This window comes from Aeromonas sp. EERV15, assembly GCF_900079845.1.
Classification (GTDB): domain Bacteria; phylum Pseudomonadota; class Gammaproteobacteria; order Enterobacterales; family Aeromonadaceae; genus Aeromonas; species Aeromonas sobria.
Window position 1 is genome coordinate 1 of the sequence record NZ_FKKY02000009.1, and the last position, 25,056, is coordinate 25,056.

At 58.3% G+C, this 25,056-nt stretch carries 22 protein-coding genes and 8 tRNA genes; 23 read left to right on the forward strand and 7 right to left on the reverse strand.

The window, feature by feature from the left end; all coding sequences use genetic code 11:
* Positions 1–209: 209 nt before the first annotated feature.
* Positions 210–740 (forward strand): hypothetical protein, encoded by a 531-nt coding sequence (locus tag BN4575_RS09270; RefSeq protein ID WP_068977975.1) that lies wholly within the window; start codon positions 210–212, stop codon positions 738–740.
* A gap of 89 nt (positions 741–829) precedes the next feature.
* Here the strand turns inward: BN4575_RS09270 and tkt are convergent, their stop codons facing one another.
* A complete protein-coding gene (gene tkt / locus BN4575_RS09275; protein WP_068977976.1) occupies positions 830–2,821 on the reverse strand; it encodes a transketolase in 1,992 nt (663 codons plus the stop codon).
* A gap of 349 nt (positions 2,822–3,170) precedes the next feature.
* On the opposite strand from tkt, the gene metK reads away from it, so the two are divergent.
* The 7 genes from metK (at position 3,171) to ruvX (ending at position 8,936) form a co-directional block, all read left to right on the forward strand.
* Positions 3,171–4,322, forward strand: coding sequence for a methionine adenosyltransferase (gene metK, locus BN4575_RS09280; RefSeq protein ID WP_042020452.1), 1,152 nt, complete (start codon positions 3,171–3,173; stop codon positions 4,320–4,322).
* A gap of 69 nt (positions 4,323–4,391) precedes the next feature.
* Entirely contained in the window at positions 4,392–4,925 is a 534-nt protein-coding gene (locus tag BN4575_RS09285; RefSeq protein ID WP_068977977.1) for a SprT family zinc-dependent metalloprotease, read from the forward strand.
* A 71-nt stretch (positions 4,926–4,996) separates the two neighbouring features.
* On the forward strand, positions 4,997–5,701 hold the full coding sequence (locus tag BN4575_RS09290; protein ID WP_068977978.1) for an endonuclease: 705 nt from the start codon (positions 4,997–4,999) through the stop codon (positions 5,699–5,701).
* 63 nt (positions 5,702–5,764) lie between these two features.
* On the forward strand, positions 5,765–6,496 hold the full coding sequence (gene rsmE / locus BN4575_RS09295) for a 16S rRNA (uracil(1498)-N(3))-methyltransferase (protein WP_068977979.1): 732 nt from the start codon (positions 5,765–5,767) through the stop codon (positions 6,494–6,496).
* A gap of 120 nt (positions 6,497–6,616) precedes the next feature.
* A complete protein-coding gene (gene gshB, locus BN4575_RS09300; protein WP_068977980.1) occupies positions 6,617–7,570 on the forward strand; it encodes a glutathione synthase in 954 nt (317 codons plus the stop codon).
* Between the two features lie 346 nt (positions 7,571–7,916).
* A complete protein-coding gene (locus BN4575_RS09305) occupies positions 7,917–8,471 on the forward strand; it encodes a YqgE/AlgH family protein (RefSeq protein ID WP_068977981.1) in 555 nt (184 codons plus the stop codon).
* 42 nt (positions 8,472–8,513) lie between these two features.
* Positions 8,514–8,936, forward strand: a complete 423-nt coding sequence (gene ruvX / locus BN4575_RS09310; protein ID WP_042020444.1) for a Holliday junction resolvase RuvX — start codon at positions 8,514–8,516, stop codon at positions 8,934–8,936.
* 60 nt (positions 8,937–8,996) lie between these two features.
* On the opposite strand, the gene dtpB is transcribed toward ruvX, so the two are convergent.
* Positions 8,997–10,502 carry a dipeptide/tripeptide permease DtpB gene (gene dtpB / locus BN4575_RS09315; RefSeq protein ID WP_042020442.1) on the reverse strand — a complete coding sequence of 502 codons (1,506 nt, stop codon included), beginning with the start codon at positions 10,500–10,502 and terminating at the stop codon, positions 8,997–8,999.
* A 1,128-nt stretch (positions 10,503–11,630) separates the two neighbouring features.
* Between dtpB and BN4575_RS09320 the strand changes: the two genes are divergently transcribed.
* The 8 genes from BN4575_RS09320 to BN4575_RS09355 all read left to right on the forward strand — a co-directional run bounded on the left by BN4575_RS09320 (position 11,631) and on the right by BN4575_RS09355 (position 12,647).
* Positions 11,631–11,707 (forward strand) — tRNA-Met (locus tag BN4575_RS09320).
* A 13-nt stretch (positions 11,708–11,720) separates the two neighbouring features.
* Positions 11,721–11,795 (forward strand) — tRNA-Gln (locus BN4575_RS09325).
* Positions 11,796–11,940: 145 nt separating this feature from the next.
* Positions 11,941–12,015, forward strand: a tRNA-Gln gene (locus BN4575_RS09330).
* Positions 12,016–12,051: 36 nt separating this feature from the next.
* Positions 12,052–12,128 (forward strand) — tRNA-Met (locus BN4575_RS09335).
* A 19-nt stretch (positions 12,129–12,147) separates the two neighbouring features.
* Positions 12,148–12,222 (forward strand) — tRNA-Gln (locus BN4575_RS09340).
* 144 nt (positions 12,223–12,366) lie between these two features.
* Positions 12,367–12,441, forward strand: a tRNA-Gln gene (locus tag BN4575_RS09345).
* A gap of 36 nt (positions 12,442–12,477) precedes the next feature.
* Positions 12,478–12,554, forward strand: a tRNA-Met gene (locus BN4575_RS09350).
* An 8-nt stretch (positions 12,555–12,562) separates the two neighbouring features.
* A tRNA-Leu gene (locus tag BN4575_RS09355) sits at positions 12,563–12,647 on the forward strand.
* 224 nt (positions 12,648–12,871) lie between these two features.
* On the opposite strand, the gene BN4575_RS09360 is transcribed toward BN4575_RS09355, so the two are convergent.
* A complete protein-coding gene (locus BN4575_RS09360) occupies positions 12,872–14,704 on the reverse strand; it encodes an SLC13 family permease (protein ID WP_068977982.1) in 1,833 nt (610 codons plus the stop codon).
* 262 nt (positions 14,705–14,966) lie between these two features.
* On the opposite strand from BN4575_RS09360, the gene pnuC reads away from it, so the two are divergent.
* The 6 genes from pnuC to BN4575_RS09390 all read left to right on the forward strand — a co-directional run bounded on the left by pnuC (position 14,967) and on the right by BN4575_RS09390 (position 19,828).
* Positions 14,967–15,683 carry a nicotinamide riboside transporter PnuC gene (pnuC, locus tag BN4575_RS09365; RefSeq protein ID WP_068977983.1) on the forward strand — a complete coding sequence of 239 codons (717 nt, stop codon included), beginning with the start codon at positions 14,967–14,969 and terminating at the stop codon, positions 15,681–15,683.
* A 3-nt stretch (positions 15,684–15,686) separates the two neighbouring features.
* Positions 15,687–16,412 (forward strand): nucleoside phosphorylase, encoded by a 726-nt coding sequence (locus BN4575_RS09370; RefSeq protein ID WP_068977984.1) that lies wholly within the window; start codon positions 15,687–15,689, stop codon positions 16,410–16,412.
* 105 nt (positions 16,413–16,517) lie between these two features.
* Positions 16,518–17,189: a Crp/Fnr family transcriptional regulator gene (locus tag BN4575_RS09375; RefSeq protein WP_068977985.1), complete on the forward strand. Its 672-nt coding sequence runs from the start codon at positions 16,518–16,520 to the stop codon at positions 17,187–17,189.
* A gap of 42 nt (positions 17,190–17,231) precedes the next feature.
* The gene (gene yqfB / locus BN4575_RS09380) at positions 17,232–17,555 is read left to right on the forward strand and encodes a N(4)-acetylcytidine aminohydrolase (RefSeq protein ID WP_068977986.1); all 324 of its coding nucleotides are present in this window, start codon (positions 17,232–17,234) and stop codon (positions 17,553–17,555) included.
* 67 nt (positions 17,556–17,622) lie between these two features.
* Entirely contained in the window at positions 17,623–18,003 is a 381-nt protein-coding gene (locus tag BN4575_RS09385) for a DUF1622 domain-containing protein (RefSeq protein WP_083221023.1), read from the forward strand.
* Between the two features lie 193 nt (positions 18,004–18,196).
* The gene (locus BN4575_RS09390) at positions 18,197–19,828 is read left to right on the forward strand and encodes an alpha-glucosidase (RefSeq protein WP_068977987.1); all 1,632 of its coding nucleotides are present in this window, start codon (positions 18,197–18,199) and stop codon (positions 19,826–19,828) included.
* Here BN4575_RS09390 and BN4575_RS09395 read toward each other — a convergent pair whose 3' ends face one another.
* Positions 19,829–21,205: an MDR family MFS transporter gene (locus BN4575_RS09395; protein WP_176716427.1), complete on the reverse strand. Its 1,377-nt coding sequence runs from the start codon at positions 21,203–21,205 to the stop codon at positions 19,829–19,831.
* Positions 21,206–21,378: 173 nt separating this feature from the next.
* Here BN4575_RS09395 and BN4575_RS09400 point away from each other — a divergent pair, with 173 nt between their 5' ends.
* The gene (locus BN4575_RS09400; RefSeq protein WP_068977988.1) at positions 21,379–21,981 is read left to right on the forward strand and encodes an HAD family hydrolase; all 603 of its coding nucleotides are present in this window, start codon (positions 21,379–21,381) and stop codon (positions 21,979–21,981) included.
* Positions 21,982–22,096: 115 nt separating this feature from the next.
* Here BN4575_RS09400 and BN4575_RS09405 read toward each other — a convergent pair whose 3' ends face one another.
* The 3 genes from BN4575_RS09405 to astD form a co-directional block, all read right to left on the reverse strand.
* Entirely contained in the window at positions 22,097–22,306 is a 210-nt protein-coding gene (locus BN4575_RS09405) for a hypothetical protein (protein ID WP_068977989.1), read from the reverse strand.
* A gap of 258 nt (positions 22,307–22,564) precedes the next feature.
* Positions 22,565–23,362, reverse strand: coding sequence for a DUF1338 domain-containing protein (locus BN4575_RS09410; RefSeq protein WP_068977990.1), 798 nt, complete (start codon positions 23,360–23,362; stop codon positions 22,565–22,567).
* 191 nt (positions 23,363–23,553) lie between these two features.
* A complete protein-coding gene (gene astD / locus BN4575_RS09415) occupies positions 23,554–25,023 on the reverse strand; it encodes a succinylglutamate-semialdehyde dehydrogenase (RefSeq protein ID WP_068977991.1) in 1,470 nt (489 codons plus the stop codon).
* Positions 25,024–25,056: the final 33 nt, after the last annotated feature.

Here is a 25,056-nt window from a genome sequence, read left to right on the forward strand (position 1 = left end):
GGGTGGTAGGATAGGCATCAACTCAGTCCTTTGGGTGTGGCTTGTTTTGTTTGGCGACTAATCAGATCGCACAAACTGGACTGAGTTCCCTTCCTCCAGTGATCTACTATTCGGAACAGTTATTTAGGAAATACTCACTGCTTATGGCATTATTCATCTAATTGTCAGCATATTAACGATCCTAATTATCGATGGGAGATTATAAATCTATGTCTGAACGTTCCATAGAGTTAATAAAACAGAGCATCAACGGAGCTAATAAGTATGACTACTTTATAGTAGGCATTGGAGCTGCGACATTTTCTTATTTTGCTAAAGATTTCAAGGTTAGTGAGCATTTTTATTTCAATGAAAGCACAGTCATTTTACTAGCGTTAACTTTGCTTTCAATATCAGTTATTTGTGGATTGAAAACAATATCACTTTACAACATTTATTTAAATAAAAATGGAAAATACCTAGACCTTTCAGAGCATTTAGCTGGATACAAGAAAAATGTCATTGAAGGCGGCATTGCAATCAATGAGGAGAATGGGGATATATTATATCCTGATGAGTCAGAGCTAAAGGTTAGAGCATTATCAGAAATACTTCCAGAGAGAAAAAATGAACTGCACAAGCTAGGAAATAAGATAGAAGTTGGTTACAGGATTAGAGATTACTCACTGTTTATATCTTATATATTCCTAGCAATAAGCAAGTCTATGCCACTTTTTATTAATTTAATACCCTATAATTAACATACAAACTGATTTATATATTTCCATTTCTATTTAGAATGTAAAAACGCCTCCATAAGGAGGCGTTTTTATTTGCAAAGACTCTGGAATTACAGGGACTCTGCGGTCGCAACCACATTTTCCACGGTAAAGCCGAATTCCTTGAACAGTAGCTCGGCCGGTGCGGACTCACCGAAGGTGGTCATACCGATGATCTTGCCGCCGAAACCGACGTACTTGTACCAGTAGTCAGCGATGCCTGCTTCGATGGCCACACGCTTGGTGACGGACATCGGCAGCACGGATGCTTTGTACTCGGCAGACTGGGCGTCGAACACGTCGGTCGCAGGCATGGAGACCACGCGCACGGCACGGCCCTTGGCAGTCAGCTGCTCATAGGCGGCAACAGCCAGTTCTACTTCGGAACCGGTGGCGATCAGGATCAGCTCAGGAGTACCGGCGCAATCCTTCAGCACGTAGCCACCCTTGGCGGTGTCAGCCAGCTGCTGGGCGGTACGGTCCATCTGGGCCAGGTTCTGACGAGAGAAGATCAGCGAGGTCGGGCCGTCGGTACGCTCGATGGCGTGCTTCCAGGCAATCGCAGATTCAACCTGGTCACACGGACGCCAGGTGCTCATGTTCGGGGTCAGACGCAGGGAAGCGATCTGCTCAACCGGCTGGTGAGTCGGACCATCTTCACCCAGACCGATGGAGTCGTGGGTATAAACGAAGATGGAACGCTGCTTCATCAGCGCAGCCATGCGCAGGGCGTTACGGGCGTACTCCATAAACATCAGGAAGGTAGCACCGTAGGGGATGAAACCACCGTGCAGAGCGATACCGTTCATGATGGCGGACATGCCGAACTCGCGCACGCCGTAATGGATGTAGTTGCCTGCTGCGCTCTCTGGAGTCAGAGACTTGGAACCGGACCACATGGTCAGGTTGGACGGAGCCAGGTCGGCAGAACCGCCCATGAACTCCGGCAGCAGCTTGCCGAACGCTTCCAGCGCGTTTTGAGACGCTTTACGGGTGGCGATCTTGGCCGGGTTGGCTTGCAGGGTTTCGATGATCTTGGCAGATTCGGCAGCCCAGTTAGCTGGCAACTCGCCAGTGGTACGGCGCTTGAATTCGGCAGCCAGGGTCGGGTGAGCGGCAGCATAGGCGGCGAACTTGGCATCCCAGTCGGCTTCCAGCGCAGCGCCTTTTTCCTGACCGTTCCACTCGGCAGCGATATCAGCCGGGATAACGAACGGGGCGTGGTCCCACTTCAGGAACGCGCGCGCCGCGGCGATCTCGTCGTTGCCCAGCGGTGAGCCGTGGCAATCGTGAGAACCGGACTTGTTCGGTGAACCGTAACCGATGATGGTGCGGCAGCAGATCAGGGTCGGCTTGCCGGTCTCGGCCTTGGCGGCTTCGATGGCGGCATTGAGCGCTTCCGGGCTGTGACCGTCAACATCCGCGATCACGTGCCAGCCGTAGGCTTCGAAACGCTTGGGGGTATTGTCGGTGAACCAGCCTTCAACGTGACCGTCGATGGAGATACCGTTGTCATCCCAGAATGCAATCAGCTTGCCCAGTTGCAGGGTACCTGCCAGGGAGCACGCTTCGTGGGAGATGCCTTCCATCAGGCAGCCGTCGCCCATAAAGGCGTAGGTGAAGTGGTCAACGATGTCGTGACCCGGCTGGTTGAACTGCTCAGCCATGGCCTTCTCGGCGATCGCCATACCCACAGCATTGGTGATGCCCTGACCCAACGGGCCAGTGGTGGTCTCGATGCCCGGCGCATAACCGTACTCCGGGTGACCCGGGGTGCGAGAGTGCAGTTGGCGGAAGTTTTTCAGATCGTCGATGGAGAGGTCATAACCGGAGAGATGCAGCAGGGAGTACAGCAGCATGGAGCCGTGACCGTTAGACAGGATGAAACGGTCGCGGTCGGCCCACTTGGGGTTGTTCGGGTTATGCTTGAGGTGGCTACGCCACAACACTTCGGCGATATCCGCCATTCCCATGGGGGCGCCCGGGTGACCGGAGTTGGCTTTTTGAACGGCATCCATACTCAATGCGCGAATGGCATTGGCAAGCTCTTTACGAGAAGGCATCTGTATCTCCTGCGATTGCTTCATTTGATGGCCAAGATTAAGGCGCGTTATTGTCCCAGCAGGGGGCGCGGCGTGCAAATACTATCTGGACGAATAAAGTGGCTTTGGGAGGACAATCGCTTTTCTTGGGCCCTGCAGGCCAAAGAGAACAACAGCAAACGTTTGATTTCCATCCCCTTGGGGATAGAAAGGAGCCATTAGTAACCCAGCCGCGGCTGCACGACAAAATAGTGCTGGCAATCGGGTGGGGCGCTAATTAAAATAGACGTCCAGATGTAGATACCTCTACACCATCCTATTCACCCGGTTATTGCTGTGGCGATAACCCAGACAAGCTGAGACTCCCATCATGGCAAAGCTGTTTACTTCCGAGTCGGTCTCCGAAGGCCACCCAGACAAGATTGCGGACCAGATCTCCGATGCGGTACTGGACGCCATCCTCAAGCAAGATACCAAGGCCCGTGTTGCCTGTGAGACTCTGGTCAAGACCGGCATGGTCATGGTGGCCGGTGAAGTAACCACCTCTGCCTGGGTTGATATCGAAGAGATCGTGCGTGATACCGTACGTGAAATCGGCTACACCCACTCCGACATGGGCTTCGACGCTGACTCTTGCGCCGTGCTGAACGCCATCGGCAAGCAGTCCCCGGACATCAACCAGGGTGTTGACCGCCGCGATCCGCTGGAGCAGGGCGCCGGTGACCAGGGCCTGATGTTCGGCTACGCCACCAACGAAACCGACGTGCTGATGCCCGCCCCCATCACCTACTCTCACCTGCTGGTGAAGCGTCAGGCTGAAGTGCGCAAGAACGGCACCCTGCCGTGGCTGCGTCCGGATGCCAAGAGCCAGCTGACCTTCGCCTACGATGACGCCGGCAAGATCATTGGTGTCGATGCGGTGGTGCTCTCTACCCAGCACGCCGAGTCCATCAGCCACAAAGATCTGGTTGAAGCGGTACGTGAAGAGATCATCAAGCCGGTGCTGCCGGCAGAGTGGGTCACCAAAGACACCAAATACTTCATCAACCCGACCGGCCGTTTCGTTATCGGCGGCCCAATGGGTGATTGCGGTCTGACCGGTCGCAAGATCATCGTCGACACCTACGGCGGCATGGCACGTCACGGTGGTGGTGCCTTCTCCGGTAAGGATCCGTCCAAGGTTGACCGCTCCGCTGCTTACGCTGCCCGCTACGTTGCCAAGAACATCGTTGCTGCCGGTCTGGCCGATCGTTGTGAAATCCAGATCTCCTACGCCATCGGCGTGGCCGAGCCGACCTCCATCAGCGTCGAAACTTTCGGTACTGCCAAGGTCGCCGAGGATCTGCTGGTCAAGCTGGTGCGCGAGCACTTCGAACTGCGTCCGTATGGCCTGATCGAGATGCTGGATCTGAAGCGTCCGATCTACCAGGCCACTGCCGCCTACGGTCACTTCGGTCGCGAAGAGTTCCCGTGGGAGCAGACCGACAAAGCCGAGCTGCTGCGCTCCGCTGCTGGCTTGTAACAGTCGCCAGTTGTGATAAAAGGGGAGCCTGGCTCCCCTTTTGCTTTTCCGTTACCCGCCGAGATGTTGATGAACGCCACTCCTGTCCAGCTTGCATCCCTGCTGCAACAACGCGTAGAAGCCTGCTTTGTGCAGGCCGAGGCGCGCCTTGACCGCACCTTTGCCCGCCCGCGGATCTACTGCAATATGCGGGGCCGGGCAGCGGGTTCGGCACGGCTGCAAACCTGGGAGCTGCGCTTCAATCCCGCCCTCTATCAGGCCAATCAACAGGCGTTTCTGGCTGAGGTGGTGCCCCACGAAGTGGCCCATCTGCTGGTCTATGCCCTGTGGGGCGACGGCCGCGGCAAAAACCGGGTCTTGCCCCACGGCACCCAGTGGCAATCGGTGATGCGGGAGGTGTTCGGCCTTGAGCCCAGAACCACCCACAGCTTCGATCTGGCGGTACTGGCGCAGCCGACCGTGCCCTATCGCTGTCACTGCCAGCAACATCAACTGTCGATCCGCCGCCATAACAAGGTGGTGCGCGGTGAGGCTCGCTATCACTGCCGTCGTTGCAAACAGCCGCTGGCGCAGGAACGACCAGAGCCAGCCGTCACCCGATAAGCCAACTTGTGTCGCGCCCCCGCGCCAGGGGCGGCTCGTTTCATCCACCTATTTTCTTGCCAAGGATCTTCATGTTTCGCCCCCTGCTATCGTTCGCCCTGACCCTGTTGGCCGGTTTGCCGCTGCTCAGTGCTCCCCTCCATGCCCAGACCTTTCGCTCCGCCAAACAGGATCTGGTCAAGCTCTATCAAACCAACCCCGCTGTTACCACCTTCTACTGCGGTTGTGACATCAACTATCAGGGCAAGAAGATGAGCCCGGATCTGGCCAGCTGCGGTTACGAGCCGCGCAAGCAGCCCAAGCGCGCCGCCCGCATCGAGTGGGAACACATAGTCCCCGCTTGGGAGTTCGGCCACCAGTTGCAGTGCTGGCAGGATGGCGGTCGCAAAAACTGCGGCAAGAGCGATGAATTCAACCAGATGGAGGGGGACATGCACAATCTGGTGCCCGCCATCGGTGAAGTGAACGGCGATCGGGCCAACTTCCGTTTTTCTGACTGGAACGGCAAACCGGATCAGTACGGCCAGTGCCAGATGCTGGTGGATTTCAAGGATCGTCGAGTGCAGCCGCCCAAGGGGCCGGTGCGGGGCCAGATCGCCCGCGCCTACCTCTATATGAGCCAGCAGTATGGGCTGCGTCTGGCTGCGCAACAGCGTAAACTGTTCGAAGCTTGGGACAGACAATACCCGGCAGACGGCTGGGAGTGCGAGCGCAACCGCCGCATCGGCAAGCTGCAAGGCAATACCAATCCCTTTATTGAAAAGCAGTGCCAATAACCCCACCTATGGGCACAAGGGATTTAAAATCCCTCTTCTTGAACCAGAGACTGACACTTAGCCATGCGCATTCCACGTATCTATGAAGCGGCCGCCATGCAGGCTGGCCAGACCATCGCCCTGTCAGAAGACGGCGCCAACCACATCGGCCGGGTACTGCGCATGCAGCCGGGCCAGCAGCTCGAGCTGTTCAATGGCGATGGCAATCAATATCCCGCCACCATCGCCAGCGTCAGCAAAAAGTCGGTGGAAGTGACCATCGACCGCTGCGACGCCCAATCGGTGGAGTCCCCCTTCGCCATCCATCTGGGTCAGGTGATCAGCCGTGGCGACAAGATGGACTTCACCATCCAGAAATCGGTGGAGCTGGGCGTTACCTGCATCACCCCGCTCTTCTCCGAGCGTTGCGGTGTCAAGCTGCCCGCCGATCGGCTGGAGAAAAAGCGCGAGCAGTGGCAAAAAGTGGTGATCAGTGCCTGCGAACAGTGCGGCCGCAACGTGGTGCCCGAGGTGCGCATGCCGATGGAGCTGGATGCCTGGCTGGCCGAAGAGACCAAAGAGCTCAAGCTCAACCTGCACCCCCGTGCCGAGTACAGCATCAACACCCTGCCCGTTCCCGAGCACGGGGTACGGCTGCTGATTGGCCCGGAAGGGGGATTGTCGAGCGACGAGATCGCCCGTACCGTGCAGGAAGATTTCAAAGAGATGCTGCTGGGGCCGCGGGTGCTGCGCACCGAAACCGCCGCCCTGACTGCGATTACTGCGCTGCAGTGCCGCTTTGGCGATCTCGCTTAATACCTGCGGGCAGCGTCGATAAGCCGCGTGGCGGCATCGAATGATGGCAGCCTCAAACGGCCGATTACGCTTCGCTAATCGACCCTACAACCCAATCGAGCCATTAAGAAGGATATTCGGATGACCATTAAACTCGGCATCGTGATGGACCCCATCTCGGCCATCAACATCAAGAAAGATTCCAGCTTTGCCATGCTCGAAGAGGCGCAAAAGCGCGGCTATGAGCTGTTCTATCTGGAGATGTCTGATCTCTATATGGAAGCCGGTCGCGCCTTTGGCACCATGCGCCCGCTGACCGTCAAATATGATTATGCCGACTGGTACAGCCTGGGCGAGGTGGTGGATCAGCCCCTCTCCAACCTCGATGTGATCCTGATGCGCAAGGATCCGCCGTTCGACACCGAATTTATCTACGCCACCTACATGCTGGAGCGGGCCGAGGATGAGGGGTGCCTCATCGTCAACAAGCCCCAAAGCCTGCGCGATGCCAACGAGAAGCTCTACACTGCCTGGTTTGCCGAGCACACCCCGACCACGCTGGTGACCCGCCGCGCCGACAAGCTGCGCGCCTTCCACGCCCAGCACAAGGATGTGATCCTCAAACCGCTGGACGGCATGGGCGGCGCCTCCATCTTCCGCATGAAGGAAGATGACGCCAACGTCGGCGTGATTATTGAAACCCTGACTGAACATGGCAGCCAGTACTGCATGGCCCAGACCTATCTGCCCGCCATCAAGGATGGCGACAAGCGGGTGCTGGTAGTGGACGGTGAGCCGGTTCCCTACTGCCTTGCGCGCATTCCGGCGCAAGGGGAAACTCGTGGCAATCTGGCGGCCGGTGGCCGTGGTGAGGCGCGCCCCTTGAGCGAAGCGGACTGGGCCATCGCCCGTGCAGTCGGTCCTGCCCTGAAAGCGAAGGGCCTGATCTTCGTCGGCCTCGATATCATCGGCGATCGGCTGACCGAGATTAACGTCACCAGCCCGACCTGCATTCGCGAGATCGAAGCGGCCTTCGACGTGCATATCACCGGCATGCTGATGGACGCCATCGAGCGCCGGCTGGCGAAAGCCTGAGCCAGCAACGGCTAAAGGCTCATAACAAGAGGCGGCCCTTGGGCCGCCTCTGTTTTTTCGTGGCATAAGCGCAGGGGGCGCAACGCCCACTAATACATAGCGTTCATGCTAGCCACCAGCCGTGACATCCCCTGGGTTGCGCCCACCAGCAACGCCAGCAGTGCCAACCGCGGCACGACATAACCCGGATCAACTTCGGTCTGATTGAGATACCATCCATGGTTGTCTCTGCGGCCCCCTTTGGTCAGTTGTCAAAACATGCTCGACAAAAAGCGGTTTTGCCCAAAGTGATGAACTGCCATAATTGCCCTATTCACTTGCCAACGACCTTTGCACTATTTGGCCTATGCAAACACTGCAAAATCATTTCCTGCTTGCCATGCCAAGCCTGACGGATCCCTACTTCGCCCGTTCACTGGTCTATCTGTGCGAACATAGCGAAGAGGGTGCCATGGGGCTGGTGGTCAACATTCCGGTAGAGATGTCGCTGGAAGCCATGCTGACCCAGCTCAAGATTTCGGTACCCGGCAATCCGCAGCTCAAGCAGCAGGTGCTGCAAGGGGGGCCGGTTCACGCCGACCGTGGCTTCGTGCTGCACAGCTTCCACCCCGGCTTCAACTCCACCCTGCAGGTGGGGGATGAGATGATGGTGACGACCTCCAAAGATATACTGGAGACCCTGGGTACCAGCGCCGCTCCCCGCCACTGGCTGGTGGCACTGGGTTATGCGGGCTGGAGCGCCGGTCAGCTGGAGCAGGAACTGGTCGATGGCGCCTGGCTGGTGATCCCCCCCAATCCGGATTTGGTATTCAAAACCCCCATTCACACACGTTGGCAACAAGCCGCCGCCAGCATAGGGGTGAACACGGTTCATCTCTCCAGCGACATCGGCCATAGCTAACACCCGGCAACGCCCCCTGCGTTGCCTTTCGAGGATTTTTTCATGTCATCACGCAGCATCATGGGCTTTGACTATGGTACCAAGAGCATTGGCGTTGCCATCGGTCAGGAGCTGACCGGCACCGCCCAGCCTCTGCGCGCCATCAAGGCCAACGACGGCATCCCTAACTGGGACGATATCGACAAGCTGCTCAAGGAGTGGCAACCGGACCTGCTGGTGGTCGGCCTGCCGCTGAACATGGATGGCACCGATCAGGAGATCACGGTGCGGGCTCGCAAGTTCGGCAACCGGCTGCACGGCCGCTTTGGCAAGCAGGTGGAGTTCAAGGATGAGCGGCTCACCACCACGGATGCCCGTGCCCGACTGTTTGAACGGGGCGGCTATCGCGCGCTGGAAAAAGGCAGTGTGGATGGAGTGTCAGCCCAACTGATCGTCGAAGCCTGGATGGAAGAGCAGTACAACTGAGCCAGGAATAACCAAGGCAAGGGTCATAGCCCTTGCCTTGGTATTGTCACTATCTTCCCGTCACGCCTGTGATTGCGGCGCCAGTACCCCCTCTTCCTGCGGCCCGGTCGCATTCATCATCCGGTTGAGCCAGGGCACCATCAGCCCCATCACCACCGCAATAAGCAGGGTCGCCAGACCAATCTTGCCAAACACATCGGTATAGATAGGCAGGGTCAACAAAGGATCGTTCATCCCTTCCGGCACGGCGGTAAAGGTGGCCACATAGCCCCCCAGCAAAGATGCCATCGCCTGGGTCAGGAACCACATCCCGAGAATGAAGCCCATCAACCGCTGCGGTACCAGTGCAGCTACCATGGCCAGACCCAGTGCGCTGATCATCAGCTCACCCAGACTCTGGAACAGATAGATCAGCACCATAAACCAGGGAGAGGTGAGCCCCTGGGCATCAGCAAACCACCAGCCGGAAGCGGCTGCGGTCAAAAAGCCGAGCGAGCAGAAGAACATCCCGAGGGTAAATTTGAGCGGCATGGTGAGATCCTTCCCCTGGCTGCCCATCCGGGTATAGATCAGCGCCAGCACCGGGCTACCCACCACCACCCAGAAGGGGTTGAGCGCCTGGAAGCTGATGGGATTGACGCTCACCCCCAGCATCTCGTGATGCATGTTGTTGATGGCAAAGAAATTCAACGAGGTTGGCATCTGGGCATAAAGCACATAGAACAGCACCGCCTCCAGCATCAGCACAAACGCCACATACATTTTGTTGCGGCCGACCAGATCCAGCTTGAATGCCTCACGAAAGAAAATCACCACCACCACTATGGTCACCGTCATCAGCACCATATTGGCAATCACGATATGGTGCATCAACCAAGCACAGAAGAAGACCAGCCCAACGGCACCCAGCAAGACCAGCAGCAGCTTGCTGTAGTTGAGCGGCAGATGATCCGGTTCAGAGCCGATATCCTTGACCATATGGCGGCAGGCAAAGAAGGCCAGCAACGCAATGATCAGCCCGACACCGCACAGGTTATAGGTCACGGTATAGCCATAATGGTCAGCGATGACCGGCGCCAGTGAGAGGGAAATAAGCGAGCCAATATTGATCGACATATAGAACAGGGTAAACGCGCCATCCAGACGGGGATCTTTTGGCGGATAACATTTCGACAGCAGGCTGGCCGGGTTGGCCTTGAACAGACAATTACCCACCGCAATGGTGCCCAGCGCGTAGAAAATAAGGTCTGGATGGTAAATGGACATGCCCGTCATGAAGTAACCCAATACCAGCACCAGCGCCCCCAGTACCATAGTGCGCTTGGTCCCGAGTACATGGTCCCCGACATAGCCGCCAACCGATATCAGGCCATATACCAGCGCCGAGAAGGCGCCGAAGGTAATAAATGACTGCTCTTGAGAAAAACCCAGCTGCTGGACAAAGAAAACCGCCAGGATCCCTTGCACGCCGTAATAACCGAAGCGCTCCCAGAGTTCGACAAAAAAGATCATGAAGAAGGGTTTGGGTTGTTGTAATAACCCGGTCGGAGCTGTAGATGGATGCATACTAACCTGCCTTTATTGCTGTTTATTTTTATTCATCCAGCGGCACTGATAACGCGATCGTTCAATGGGTAATAACCGCGTCAGCCATGCACACTGGACATTTTTGGATGCAACTACCCCGTTCGATGAAAGATAAAATTCATCTAGCCGGTTTCAATGCGTTGTTATCGGGCGATAGTAGCCGGGATCGATCTGCTGCCGGGTCTCACCATGCCATGTGGCCGTTCGGGGTTGCCCTCTCGTCACCAGCCCTTTCATGCCGGCCGGTTCATCCGCCGAACACTCTACCTTTGGCCATACTCACTCCTGTGGGTCACAGGTTGTATGGCGCCACTCCTGATACCTTGGGCCATATATAGTGATACCCACTCAATGACCCTGCTACACAAAGCAGCGGCGCACATTGAGATTAAATGTCACTCTTCCAAGGTTGGCCATGCTATCCCACTGGCTATTAACGAACTTAATGGTTGATCACACTTTAAAATTACCAATCAATGAAGTTTTCTAATGAAACCACATGAGTTTATTTCGTGCAAAGAGCCCCACACGAGACGTGCAGTAATCGCATCTTTGTGCATAACCACAACAATGGAGGGCGTGGGTGGCCAACTGCGAGCACAAGTAAACCCTACCCGCGCGGGCCACTGACAACGGCTTGCCAAACACGCCACCACTGCGTTGCCGTGGCTGAATGGCTAAAAGCGCCTTTCTCCGGCCAACCTGTGACCTGAGGGGGCTTTTAGGGCGAGAGCGAGATAATGGCTCCGCTGAGCGGTAAAGCTCGCCGGGCGTGCTGTTTCACCCAGCTGAAAGCACGGGGCAACGCGACACAGAAAAAACCTGGAAGCTGCTTTGCCAAAAACCGGGCCATGGTTACAGGAGGTGCCCCGTTGGCGAGGGAAGGCCGCTATTTACTGGCCATGTTGTCTCCGGAATCCTTGCCGCGGCCGGGGGTATGTCTTAAAAAAAATCATATTGTTGGGCTTTTGCGCAACAGAGACCAATATCTCACCAAACGCACCCAAAATCAGTTTTTCTGACAAAAAAATGGTTGACGCCCCAGAGCCAGATACGCATAATTCGGCCCGCACAGTGACGAGGCAACGACTCACTGGAAGCACGGTTGGCTATGTAGCTCAGTTGGTTAGAGCATCGCACTCATAATGCGAGGGTCACAGGTTCGAATCCCGTCATAGCCACCATTAATTGTTCAGTTGGGGTATCGCCAAGCGGTAAGGCAGCGGGTTTTGATCTCGCCATCCCTAGGTTCGAATCCTAGTACCCCAGCCATTATTTTTGGTCATCGACCTTGTCGGTGATTTGTTGTGGTAAGCGTGAGAGGTTTTGATCTCGTCAACGTGCCTAGGTTCAACTCCTAGTACCCAGCCATTTTTAAAAGTTCTTTGCCAGTCAAATGACTGTTGAGGAATACTGTTGGGGTATCGCCAAGCGGTAAGGCAGCGGGTTTTGATCTCGCCATCCCTAGGTTCGAATCCTAGTACCCCAGCCATTTTTGCTTGTATTTGACTCAGGTCGAGCACAAGAAGGCTATGTAGCTCAGTTGGTTAGAGCATCGCACTCATAATGCGAGGGTCACAGGTTCGAATCCCGTCATAGCCACCATTATTTAAATTGTTTCTGTTGGGGTATCGCCAAGCGGTAAGGCAGCGGGTTTTGATCTCGCCATCCCTAGGTTCGAATCCTAGTACCCCAGCCATTATTGCATTTCATCGACCTTGTCGGTGATAGCTGTGGTGAATGTAAGAGGTTTTGATCTCGTTAACATTCCTAGGTTCGTATCCTAGTACCGCAGCAATTTTTAAGGTTCTTTACCAGTCAGATGACTGTTGAGGAGCACTGTTGGGGTATCGCCAAGCGGTAAGGCAGCGGGTTTTGATCTCGCCATCCCTAGGTTCGAATCCTAGTACCCCAGCCATTTTTGCTTGTATTTGACCTAGGTCGAACACAAGAAGGCTATGTAGCTCAGTTGGTTAGAGCATCGCACTCATAATGCGAGGGTCACAGGTTCGAATCCCGTCATAGCCACCATTAGTATTGCGGAAGTGGCGAAATTGGTAGACGCACCAGATTTAGGTTCTGGCGCCGTAAGGTGTGAGAGTTCGAGTCTCTCCTTCCGCACCATTATTAGTAGTAACAATCAGACCAGCTCAGGCTGGTTTTTTTGTATCTGAAATTTGCCTCTCTAATTTGCCTCTCTTCGGTTTTCTCTCATCCCTGTATCATCCCATCTTCGCCTTAATGTCCATCCCTCTTCACCCATCCCGAACAGCCATTGCCAATCTCGTCTCACGGCCACAAAAAAGCGGCCCGCAAGCCGCTTGTATGCACCACCATCAACCCGCTGATCAGAACGGGAAGAACCAGGGGATCGCCACCACGCTCACCGCCATCACCAGCAGCGTAAAGGGGACGCCAATCCGCATAAAGTCGGCGAACCTGTAGTTGCCCGGCCCCAGCACCAGGGTATTCACCGGTGACGAGACCGGCGTCATAAAGGCAGCCGAGGCGGCGATGGCGATGGTCATGGCAAACGGATAGGGCGACACCCCCATCTGCTGCGCAGTGCCCAGCGCAATGGGCGCCATCAGCACCGCAGTGGCGGTGTTGGAGATAAACAACCCGATCACCGCACAGAGGGCAAACAGGCTGGCCAGCATCACCCGCGGCCCCATTTCGCCCACCGCATTCATCAAGCCGCCGACGATAAGGTCCACCCCGCCGGTTTTTTGAAGCGCCAGCGCGAAGGGGAGCATGCCGACGATGAGGATCAGGGTCGGCCAGTGGATCGACTTGTAGGCGCTCTCCATGTCGATGCAGCGAAACTTGCCCATCAGCAGACAGGCGATCAGCGCCGCAATCACGTTGGGCACCGGATCGGTCACCATCAACAGGATCATCACTCCAAGACAAAAGAGGGCATGGATCGCCTGGCTGCGGGCGGGGGCCATCTCGTCTACCTCGGCGGGCAGCCCCATCAGCAGAAAGTCACGGCTGTGGGTCTGCAACTGTCTGATGTGGCTCCAGTTCCCTACCACCAGCAAGGTGTCCCCCATCTGTAGCGATTCATCCACCAGCTTGCCCGCCAGCGCCTCACCGTTGCGGCGCAGCCCTACCATGCTCAGACCATAGCGGGAGCGGAAGGTCACCTCCCGCACGCTTTTGCCCAACAGCTTGGACTCGGGGATCAGCGACACCTCGGCCATCCCCACCTCCCGCGCCTGATCGGAGAAGTACTCCCCGCGCAGGATCATGGGTTCGAGCCGCGCCTCGCTACAGAATTCCCGCACATCCACCGCAGGATCTGACATGTCGATCAGCAGCACATCCTTGGCCTGAAATTCACTGATCCCCGACACCGGCACCATCACCCGGCGAAATTTGCGCCAGCGCTCCACCCCGATGACATTGGCGCCATAGCGGGCGCGCAGTTGCAGCTCATCCAGAGTGTGGCCAATCAACGGGGAGTCAGGGCGCAGCGCCAATCGGCGGGCCCGACCGGCCAGCCGGTAATCACGGATCAGATCGCGCAGGGTTCGGCGCCCGGTCGGCTTGCCCTTGCCCTCTTCCCCTTCGCCCACCAAAGAGCCGCGCACCAGCAGCATGTAGAGAATGCCCAGCCCCAAGATCAGCACGCCCATGGGGGTAAAATCGAAGAACCCGAAGCCGTGAATGCCGTGGCGCATCAGTTCACTGTTGACCACCATGTTGGGGGGCGTGGCCACCAGCGTCATCATGCCGCTGATCAGCCCGGCAAAGCCGAGGGGCATCATCAGGCGACCGGCGGGGATCCCCATCCGGTTCGCCACGCTCAGCACCACCGGGATAAAGATGGCCACCACCCCGGTGCTGCTCATCACTGCCCCTAGGCTCGCCACCGCCACCATCAGCAGCACCAGCAGTTTGGTCTCGCTGCTGCCCGCCACCTTCACCAGCGCATCCCCCACCTGATAGGCGATGCCGGTGCGCACCAGCCCCTCACCCACCACGAACAGGGCGGCAATCAGAATGACGTTGGGATCGCTAAAGCCCGCCAGCGCCTCCGGCAGGGTGAGGGTGCCGCTCAGCACAAACAGGATGACCACACCCAGGGCCACCACGTCCATGCGCACCTTGTTGGTCATAAAGAGATAGATGGCCCCTGCCAGCAGACAGAGCACCCAGACAAGCTCGGAATTCAATGCAACCTCCTGTTATCACGTGATTCTCCTCCCGGAGAGTGGACTCTATCAGACCACAGCCACCGCACTATCATCTTGCTACATATCAATAAAGTCCGGCCAGCCGGGGCACCATAACCCATCGATGCTGGAATAACCGGGCACAAGCGGCGATTTCTTTGATATGGGCCAAGCCCGGGGCGGACAAAAGTCCTGCCCCTGCTCCCCCTCACCCCTTAGAATGGCGTCCTCGCATACTCCCCCTCATGCCAAGGATCAGAAAATGAGCATATTCGAGCTGTTCAGCATCAATAACACCCTAGTGACCATCCCGCTGGGTGGCGGCTATGCCATGTCATGGATTGAAGCCATCGGCACTTTATTCGGTCTGGCCTGCATCTGGTTCGCCAGTCAGGAGAAGACCATCAACTACCTGTTTGGTCTGATCAACGTCAGCCTGTTTGCCATCATCTTCTTCCAGATCCAGCTCTACGGGCTGTTGATGCTGCAGCTGTTCTTCTTCTGCGCCAACGTCTACGGCTGGTACGCCTGGACCCGGCCAGCCAACGATCAGGGAGATACCCTGCAGATCCGCTGGCTCAGCAAATCCAAACTGATGGTGACCGCCGCCGTGAGCGTGCTGGCCATCGCCCTGCTGACCCGCTATATCGACCCGGTCTTCGCCACTCTGGCGCGCACCTCGGTCTCCCTGCTCAACCTGTTGGGTGCCAACCTGGCCACCCCCGAGCCCTCCCCCGATGCCTTCCCGTTCTGGGATGCCAGCATGACGGTACTCTCGGTAGTCGCCCAGATCCTGATGACCCGCAAATACGTGGAGAACTGGATCCTGTGGGTCGTCATCAACATCATCAGCATCGGTGTCTATGCCGCGCAGGGCGTCTACGCCATGTCGCTGGAGTACCTGATCCTGCTGTTTATCGCCGCCAACGGCACCCGCCTCTGGGTAGTTGCCGCCAAGCGCCAGCCACAAGGTCTGTAAGCCATGACTCTGTTACCCCATCTCCAGTGCCGCCCTGACCAGATTGCCGAGCGGGTGGTGCTGTGCGGCGACCCGGCCCGGGTCGACCGCATCGCCAGCCAGCTTGAACAGTGTGAGGTGCTGGGGCAAAACCGGGAGTTTCGCCTCATCAACGGATCCTATCAGGGGCTGCCCATCACGGTCTGCAGCACTGGCATCGGTGGCGCGTCGGCCATCATAGCGCTGGAGGAGCTGGTGCAAGCCGGTGCCACATCGCTTATACGGGTCGGCTCCGCCGGTGCCCTGCAACACGACATCGGGCTCGGGGATCTCATCGTGGTGGAAGGGGCGGTGCGCAGTGAAGGGGCCTCACAGGCCTATCTGCCCCCTGAGTACCCCGCCTGCGCCGATATCTGGCTGCAAGCGGCCCTGCTCAACCATGTGGCCACCGGCAGCCAGCCTTACTGGCACGGGCTGGTGCGCTCCCACGACAGCTTCTATCGGGATGACGAGCAGGAGGTGTGCCGCTACTGGCATGCCCGTGGCGTGCTCGGCGCCGATATGGAGACCGCCACCCTGTTGACCGTGGGGCGCCTGCGCAAGGTGCGGGTCGCTGCGGTGCTTTGCAACGTGGTGCTGTTCGAGCAGGATGTGCAGCAAGGGGTGGCGGACTACGCCAGCGCCGAACAGGCGATGATGGCCGGTGAGCAGCAAGCCATCGCAGCCGCCCTCCACGCCCTGGCGCAATAAGCGGCAAACCGTTAACTGCGGCACATCCGTTACCGTGCGGGCTGGTATCCGGCCCGCACTCTTGCTAGCCTCATGGCCCTCGTCATCCGGTGCGACAGGCAAGTCATGCAGCAACAGCCCTACCCCCTCGGCCGCTTTCACGCCGAACTCCAGCAGCTTGAACCCCGCTTTGCCGCGGCGATCGAGGCCTGCACCCTGTTTCTGCGCCGTTACCTGCCGGGCGAATTGATCATGCGGCAGGGGGAGCAGAGCGAGCAGCTCTATCTGGTCGAAAGTGGCCGGGTCTCCCTCAACAGCACGGTTCACTCGGGTCGCAGCTTCCAGCTCGGCGAAATAGCCTGCCACAGCCAGATCTTCGGCGAGATGGAGTTCTTCAGCGCCACCCCGGTGCAGTGGAACGTGGTGGCCGAGACCGAGCTGGATGCCCGGGTCATCTGTGCCGACAAGCTGGCCCAGCGACTATTGGCCGAACCCGAACTGACCCTGTTCTTTGCCGCCGCGCTCGCCAGCGACTATCTCGACACCCTGGAGATCACCACCAGCCGCCTGCTCCATCCCATCGCCTACAACATCGCCTATGAGCTGTGGCGCGAACGGCAGCGCACCCCGATGCTGGGATCGCGCAAGCGGGCCCACGAGGCAGCGCGCTTTGGCACCACAGAACGGGTCTACCGCCGCGCCCTCAAGGAGCTGATCGAACAGGGGATTGTCTGCGAAGGGGCCGAGGGCCCCGCCATCGCCGATCTGGCCAGGCTGCGCGCCTATCTCGACCTTTGAGTTCTATTCACCTAATTTCGATTCACCCTGTCAGGAGTTAACATGTCTGCCCATCCCTATCCCGAGTTCACCTTCTTCAGCCGCTTCGTCGCCGACATTCAGGCTGGCCGCAAGACCATCACCATCCGCGACGAGAGCGAGGCCAACTGGCAGCCCGGCCAGCGGCTGGCGCTGTTTACCAACCCGGAGCACCAGCCCTTTGGCACCATCGAAGTGATCTCGGTTAAAGCCGTCGCCTTCGATGAGCTCAGCGACGAGCACGCCCGTCAGGAGAACATGACCCTCCCTGAGCTCAAACAGGTGATCAGGGATATCTACCCCGCCCTGCCGCCGCTCTATGTGATTGAATTCAAACTGATTGCCTGAGCCGGATTTGGCCTTTGCCGAGCAATATGTTAATAGTGTGCTCTTTTGAATCAAAGAGGTGACCCGAGTGTTTGAGATAGCGAGCCTGAAAGAGGGGATGATGCACGGGGTCGAGCTGTTCCAGCTGCTGCTGGAGATCATCTCCATCGCCTGTGTGGTCATTGGCCTCTTTAAAACTCTCTGGCTGGCGGCACGGGTGCGGGATCACCAGCCCGGCTTTCCGCGTATTCGCCTCTGCTTTGGCAGCTGGCTGATCCTGGCGCTGGAGTTCCAGCTGGCCGCCGACATCCTGGCCACCACGGTGGCGCCGAGCAAGGAGGAGCTGATCCGCCTTGCCATCATCGCGGTAATCCGCACCTTCCTGAACTACTTCCTCGGCAAGGAGCTGGAGGCGCAGGCGGAACGCCAGCAGGAGCCAAACGCCGAGCAGGCCGGAGCCACCCGATAACGGCTCATGCCCCAGGGCATATGAGTAAACCGCCACCCCGACCACACCCGTGGCTCGGGGTGCCCTTTGTGACACTCCCCTCACTTTTGGAAATCAGCCAATAATGGAACCCTTTTCAAGGCTTCCCCTGCCCTGTTGACTGCCCGCTCATCTGGGTAAGATAGAAAATCTCTTCCCCCAACCGGCCACGCTGATGAACCCGCATATCCTCCACACGCCCGCCATCGACCTCGATAGCTGCGTCATCTACCAGATCTACCCCATGAGTTTTCAGGACAGCGATGGCGACGGCATGGGCGATATCAACGGCATCCGCCAGCGTCTCGACTATCTGGCGCAGCTCGGTGTCGACCTGCTGTGGCTCACCCCCATCTATCGCTCCCCCAAACGGGACAACGGCTACGATGTGGCGGACTACCGCACCATCGACCCCGCTTTCGGCACTCTGGCCGAGATGGAGCTGCTGATCAGCGAGGCTGCCGCCCGTGGTATCGGCATCATGATGGATATCGTCGCCAACCACACCTCCACCGAGCACGAGTGGTTTGTGAAAGCGCTGGCGGGGGATCCCCGCTATCAGGACTACTACGTATTTCGCGACCAAGCCTTCGTCGACGCTCACCCTATCACCTCCATCTTCGGCGGCAGCGGCTGGCAGTATGTGCCAGCGCTTGATCGCTACTACCTGCACAACTTCGATGCGAGCCAGGCCGATCTGGAGTGGGACAATCCGGCGGTGCGCGCCGAGATGGCGGAGGTGATCAACTTCTGGCTGGGCAAAGGGATCAAGGGATTTCGCTTCGATGTGATCGACATGGTGAGCAAGGAGTGGGACCGACTGGCCATGAGCAATGGCCCGCGCCTGCACGACTATATCCGCGAGCTCAATGCCGCGAGCTTCGGCGGCAAGGGGATCATCACGGTGGGGGAAACCTGGGGAGCGGATCTCGCCCATATGCAGCGCTACTCACACCCCGATGGCAGCGAGTTCAGCATGGTGTTCAACTTCGAGCATCTGGGGCTGGGCAGTGACAAGTGGTCATCCCGCTTTGATCCCCTCGCCTTCAAACGGGCCATGGCTCGCCACCAGCAAGGGCTGCACGATCAGGGCTGGAACAGCCTGTTTCTGAACAACCACGACCTGCCCCGCGCAGTCTCCCGCTTTGGCGATGACAGGCCCGAGTGGCGCGAAACGAGCGCCAAGCTGTGGGCCATGGTGCTGCACATGATGCAGGGCACCCCCTTCATCTATCAGGGGGAGGAGCTGGCCATGACCAACCGCCACTGGCAGACCGACGAGCTGCGCGATGTGGAGGCGATCAACTACCGCGCCAGCCAGTCGGGGCTGGATCCCGCCGAGCTGAGTCGGCGGCTCGATGCCATCGGCCGCGACAACGCCCGCACCCCGATGCAGTGGGACGGCGGTCAAAATGCAGGTTTCAGCACCAACACGCCCTGGATTGCCCTCAACGCCAACCACTCGGATATCAACGCCACCGAGCAGCTGACCCGCCCCGACTCGCCGTTTCACTGCTATCGCCAGCTTATCGCCCTGCGCAAGGCTCACCCCGTCATTCGCCACGGCGAGTTCGAGCTGCTGGATGGGGATGACCCCGAGCGCATCGGCTACCGCCGCCACTGGCAAGACCCGACAACGGGGGCGCGGCACACCCTGCTGCTACTCGCCAATCTCACCGCCACCCCCTTGCCGATGCCTCACTTCGACAAGGTGGAAAGCAGCATGACACTGTTGATGAACAACTACCCGAGTCAACCTGCGCCGCTGTTTGCCCCATACCAATGCACTGTGTGGCTGCGCCAATAATCAGGCATTGATGGAGGCCAACTCGTGGCGCTTGAGCGCCAACAGGGTGAGCAGCAGTGCCAATGTGGCGATCAGCGCCATCCCGATATAGGTGGCACTGAAACCGGGGGCCAGCACCTGCGGGCTCAATGAGCTGAGCTGACCGGCGCTGCCTGGGGGGAGTTGAGAGTGGAACAGCATGGAGCAGATGGCTACCCCGACTGCGCCCCCCAGCTCACGACCGAAGTTGAATAGCGACATGCCAATGCCACGATCTTCCCGTGGCAGGGCATTTTGCACCACCACCGAGAGCGCCGGCAGCACCAGACCCAAACCAAGACCGGCAAACCCGAGGGCCAGCTTGACCCAGGCATCGAAGTGGATCTGCCACAGCGCCACCGCAGCCAGCGCAAACCCCACCGCTACAAAGCTCTTGTAGTGACCGGTACGGCCAATCAGCTTGCCGCCAACAAAAGCTCCGGCGGTGATGCAGATCATGAAGATCACCATGCTCACCCCGCTCTGGCTGGCGCTCAACCCCTTTTGCCACTGCATCTGCAGCGGCAGATAGACCAGCACCGCAAACATCAGCAGCTGGGAGAGCATCACCAGCAGCACGCTCACCAGATAACCGGGCAGCCGCGCCAGATGGGCAGGCAGAATGGGATCGTGAGCCCGTCGCTCAATCAGGATCAGCAACAGCAGCGAGACCGCCAGTGCACTCGCCAGCCAGATGGCGGGCAGGGCCGTCTCCGGCGAAAGCAGCAACAGGGTCAGGGTGGTGACGGTAATGAGCAGCGCCGCCCCCTTCCAGTCGAAGCGGCTATGACGGCGTACGTTGAGCTGCTTGAGGTTGCGATTGATCAGGAAGACCGCCAGCGCACCGAGCGGCAGGTTGATCCAGAAGATCCAGCGCCAGCTGAGCTGCTCGGTAAAGTAGCCGCCCAGCAGCGGGCCAGCGATGCTGGAGACCGCATAGACCGCCGAGATGTAGCCCTGATACTTGCCCACCTCTCGCGGCGGAATGGTGTCGGCAATCACAGTAAACGCGAGGGCAATCAGGCCGCCGCCGCCCAGGCCTTGCAGCACCCGGGCCGCCAGCAGGGTCGGCAGATCCTGGGAGAGGGCACAGGCCACCGAGCCCGCCAGAAACAGGCCGATACCGATATTGAGCATCCGCACCCGGCCAAACAGATCACTCAATTTGCCGTAAAGGGGCAGCACGGCGGTGGCGGCCAGCAGGTAGGCGGTCACCACCCAGGTGAGGGCGGCACCGGCGTGCAGCTCGGCGCCAATCATGGGCAGCGGGGTGGTGACTATGCTCTTTTCCAGCGAACCGAGCGCGATCACCAGCGCCACACTGGAGAAAATGGTTTTAGGGGATATTTTCGAGGTCATAAGCGGACTCGCTGATCTGATATGCCAAAGTATCCGGCAATGAACGGATTATTGTCTCACAAATCAGCAAGAGATAGAAAAAACGGCGGCCACAATCTGCCCAACCATGAAGCAGATCCCACAAAGCGCCGACCGTTTCTGCTAGCCTGCCCTATTTGATCCGAGGAGCCTCCATGAGCGAGCGTGAGCAGTACGGGTTTGATCACTACGATGCCCTGATTTTCGATATGGATGGCACTTTGGTAGATTCCATGCCCCTTCATCTGGATGCCTGGGAGCTCACCTGCGCCGAGTTCGACATCCCTTTCGAGCGGGAGCAGCTCTATCAGTACGGCGGCATTCCCACACGCAAGATCATCGCCATGCTGGCCGAACAGCAGGGGCTGACGGTGGATGTCGAGGCCTTTACCCGTCGCAAAATTGCTCTCTACATGGCACATATCGACAAGGTCAGCGTCTTTCCCAAGATGTGGGAGCTGGTCAGGCACTATCACGGCAAGGTGAAGATGGGGATTGGCACCGGCTCACCGCGCAGCCAGGCGGACTCCATCCTGAAGAGCACCGGGCTCGATGCCTATATCTCGGTGGTGGTGAGCGCCGATGATGTCACCAACCACAAACCGCACCCCGACACCTTTTTGCAGGTAGCCGAGCGGCTCGGCGCCAATCCGGCAAACTGTCTGGTATTTGAAGATACCCGGATCGGGCTTGAGGCAGGCAAGGCGGCAGGGATGGATACCGTGCTGGTCATCGAAGGTGATCTGCACCAGCGCTAAACGGCTCAGGGGAGATCAGGCCAACCCGTCAAATGGTGTCATTGTCATGGCACCATTTTGCTTTTCAGTTCTCTGACAAACCGGCTATCGCTACAGGTATAGCGGCAACTATCAGTCAAGCGGCACTCCCCTGCTCCTCATCCTGCCACCCCTGATGCTTGCGCAGCAGCGCCAGGGCTTCGGCAGGGGTATCTGCGAAGGTAGGAGGTGCTATGGCCGCAAAGCCCTGCTCAACCAGTTGACGACGCTCATCACTATAGCTGGGGACATTGGCATCTAGATAAGTAAGCGCCTGACCTTGCTTGAAAAATTGATAATTAGGCATCGATTGGCCCTGCAAAAACAAAGCGCCATTCTACCTCTTTTGAGTCTTTTACCAGCGCCAATATGTAGTCATTCTGGTGATCTCGTTCACATTTTTATCAACAACTCCCTGCCAAAGATGTGCTATCCAGCTCCTTTTAATGTGGCAGTTTCCAACAAGCCCCGTAACGCTACCCGGCTCCAAACAAAACGCCTCCGGCGAGGAGGCGTTGCGACTTGAACAGGGTTGTCCCCGTTACATGGCCTGCTACATGGTCTGCTACATGGCATTCGTCGATTCGAAGATCTTGTCGGCCGAGGCCTCTACAAAGCCCGGATAGAGCACGCCATCGGCCTGCGGATAGCGCAGGGCAAACTCGTAGAAGCAGCTTGGAATAGTACGCACCCCATCGCTGAACGGCACTTCGGCTTTGTCCGCCATGGTGGAGGATTGCTCCAGCATCACCTGCGGGTCTCCTTTCACCTCGCCACCCACGCTGTTGAGGACGAAACCCGCCGCCTTCAGCGCCCCATTGACCTGATGGATGGTGTCAAAATCCTTCAACTTGTTGATATTGACCGTGAAGTGGTTGGCACGATAGCCCCATGCCGCCATCCAGGCCGCATACTCGCTCTCCGCCAGCAGGGTCTGGTAATCGACATAGGAGACCTGCCAGGGGGCGCCGGTGTAGAGAAATGCCGGGGTATCGGTCAGATGATCGGGCACCTGATCCGCCAGCTTGTGGATGATGGCCTGCGCGCCTTCGGAGAGTTCTTCCACCTTCAACTCGCTGATAAACACCTTGGGAGCGTCCGGATCTTTATGCTCGAAGTGCTTGGCGTAGAGCTTCTTGGCCTTGAAGAGGTACTCGCCCTTCTGCTCGTAACCGAGCGCCAGAAAATGGGCAGCCAGCTTATCCAGCCCCAGCTTGGGCAGGTTGTAGGTTCGAAACGCCACGTGATCGTTGACGATGGGCTCGCCGCCACCCAGCAGGGTGTGCACCTTGAGGGCGCTCGGGGTCACCTTGATGTAGTTGTCCCACAGATGGCTGAACAGGGTGTCGATATCCTTTTGCATCTCTCTTTCCTTTGATTGCGGGTACAGATGGGGGCACCGCTGGATGCCCCGTGTCGTTATCAGAAGCGCAGGCCGGGCGACAGTTGATCCGGCATAGCGGCCTTGCTGTCTTCGACAGAGGCAATCGGGGATATGACACAGTAGTCGGCGGCGTTGAGCCATCTCTGCTGCATTGGCATCCCCGTTTGCTCTTAAAACGTCAAGCCAGGAGACAGCTGATCCGGCATGGCGGCTTTGCTGTCTTCGACAGAGGCAACCGGATACGCACAGTAGTCAGCGGCGTAGTAGGCGCTCGCTCTGTGGTTGCCGGAGGCACCAATGCCACCAAACGGCGCGGCACTGGAGGCGCCGGTGATGGGCTTGTTCCAGTTGACGATGCCAGCGCGGATCCGCTTGAAGAAGTGCTGCCAGTCCGCCTCGTTATCACCCAGCAGGCCAGCCGATAGGCCGAAGCTGGTGGCGTTGCCCTGATCGATGGCGGCATCAAAATCGTCGTAGCGCATCAGCTGCAGCAACGGGCCGAAATACTCTTCGTCAGGCAGTGCGGCGACTTGGGTCACATCGATAATACCCGGAGAGACAAAGCCGGTACCCGCTTCCAGATGCTTGAGGGTGAGCAGGCTTTCGCCACCCAGCTGTTGCAGGTTGGCTTGTGCTTCGACCATGCCAATCGCAGCTTTCTCGCTGATCATCGCCCCCATGAAAGGCTGTTCGGCGGCGTCATAGAGGCCGACCTTGATCTGGCCGACCACCTCCACCAGTCGCTTGACCAGCACATCGCCTCGCTCGCCGCGCTCGACAAACAGACGGCGGGAGCAGGTGCAGCGCTGACCCGAGGTAATGAAGGCGGACTGGACGATGGCATGCACAGCGCCGTCGATGTCGCTCACATCCTTGACGATCAGCGGGTTGTTGCCGCCCATCTCGAGGGCCAGAATTTTGCCCGGTTGACCGGCAAACTGCTGATGGAGGAAATGGCCGGTGCGGGACGAACCGGTAAAGAAGAGGCCGTCGATATCGGGGTTGCCAGCCAGTGCCTTGCCAGTCTCGACTTCCCCTTGCACCAGATTGAGTACCCCTTTGGGCAGCCCGGCCTGCTGCCACACCTTGACCATGGCTTCGGCCACCATGGGAGTCAGCTCGGAGGGTTTGAACACCACGGCGTTACCCGCGATCAGCGCAGGCACGATATGGCCGTTGGGCAGATGGCCCGGGAAGTTGTAGGGGCCGAACACCGCCACCACGCCGTGGGGCTTGTGACGGACAAACGCCTTGGCGCCCGGCATGGCATTTTCAACGGTGCCGGTGCGCTCGTCGTGCGCCCGGATGGAGATGGCAATCTTGCCCTGCATGGCCGCCACTTCGGTGCGGGTCTCCCACAGCGGTTTGCCGGTTTCGCGGGCGATGGTCAGCGCCAGCGCCTCTTTCTGCTCGCCGAGCAGGTCGGCATAACGACGCACTATGGACAGGCGATCCTCAAGACTCATATCCGCCCAATGGTAGAAGGCGGCGCGGGCGGCCTTGACGGCAGCATCCACTTGCGCCGCGCTGGCGGCAGCCCCCTGCCAGATCACTTCGTTCTTGGCCGGATCCCGTGACTCGAACGGCTTGCCTTCACCGGCAAGCCATTGACCGTCGATAAATTGCACTGACTGGCTCATCCATTCACTCCCTGTCGCTGGCAGGCAGCCTCG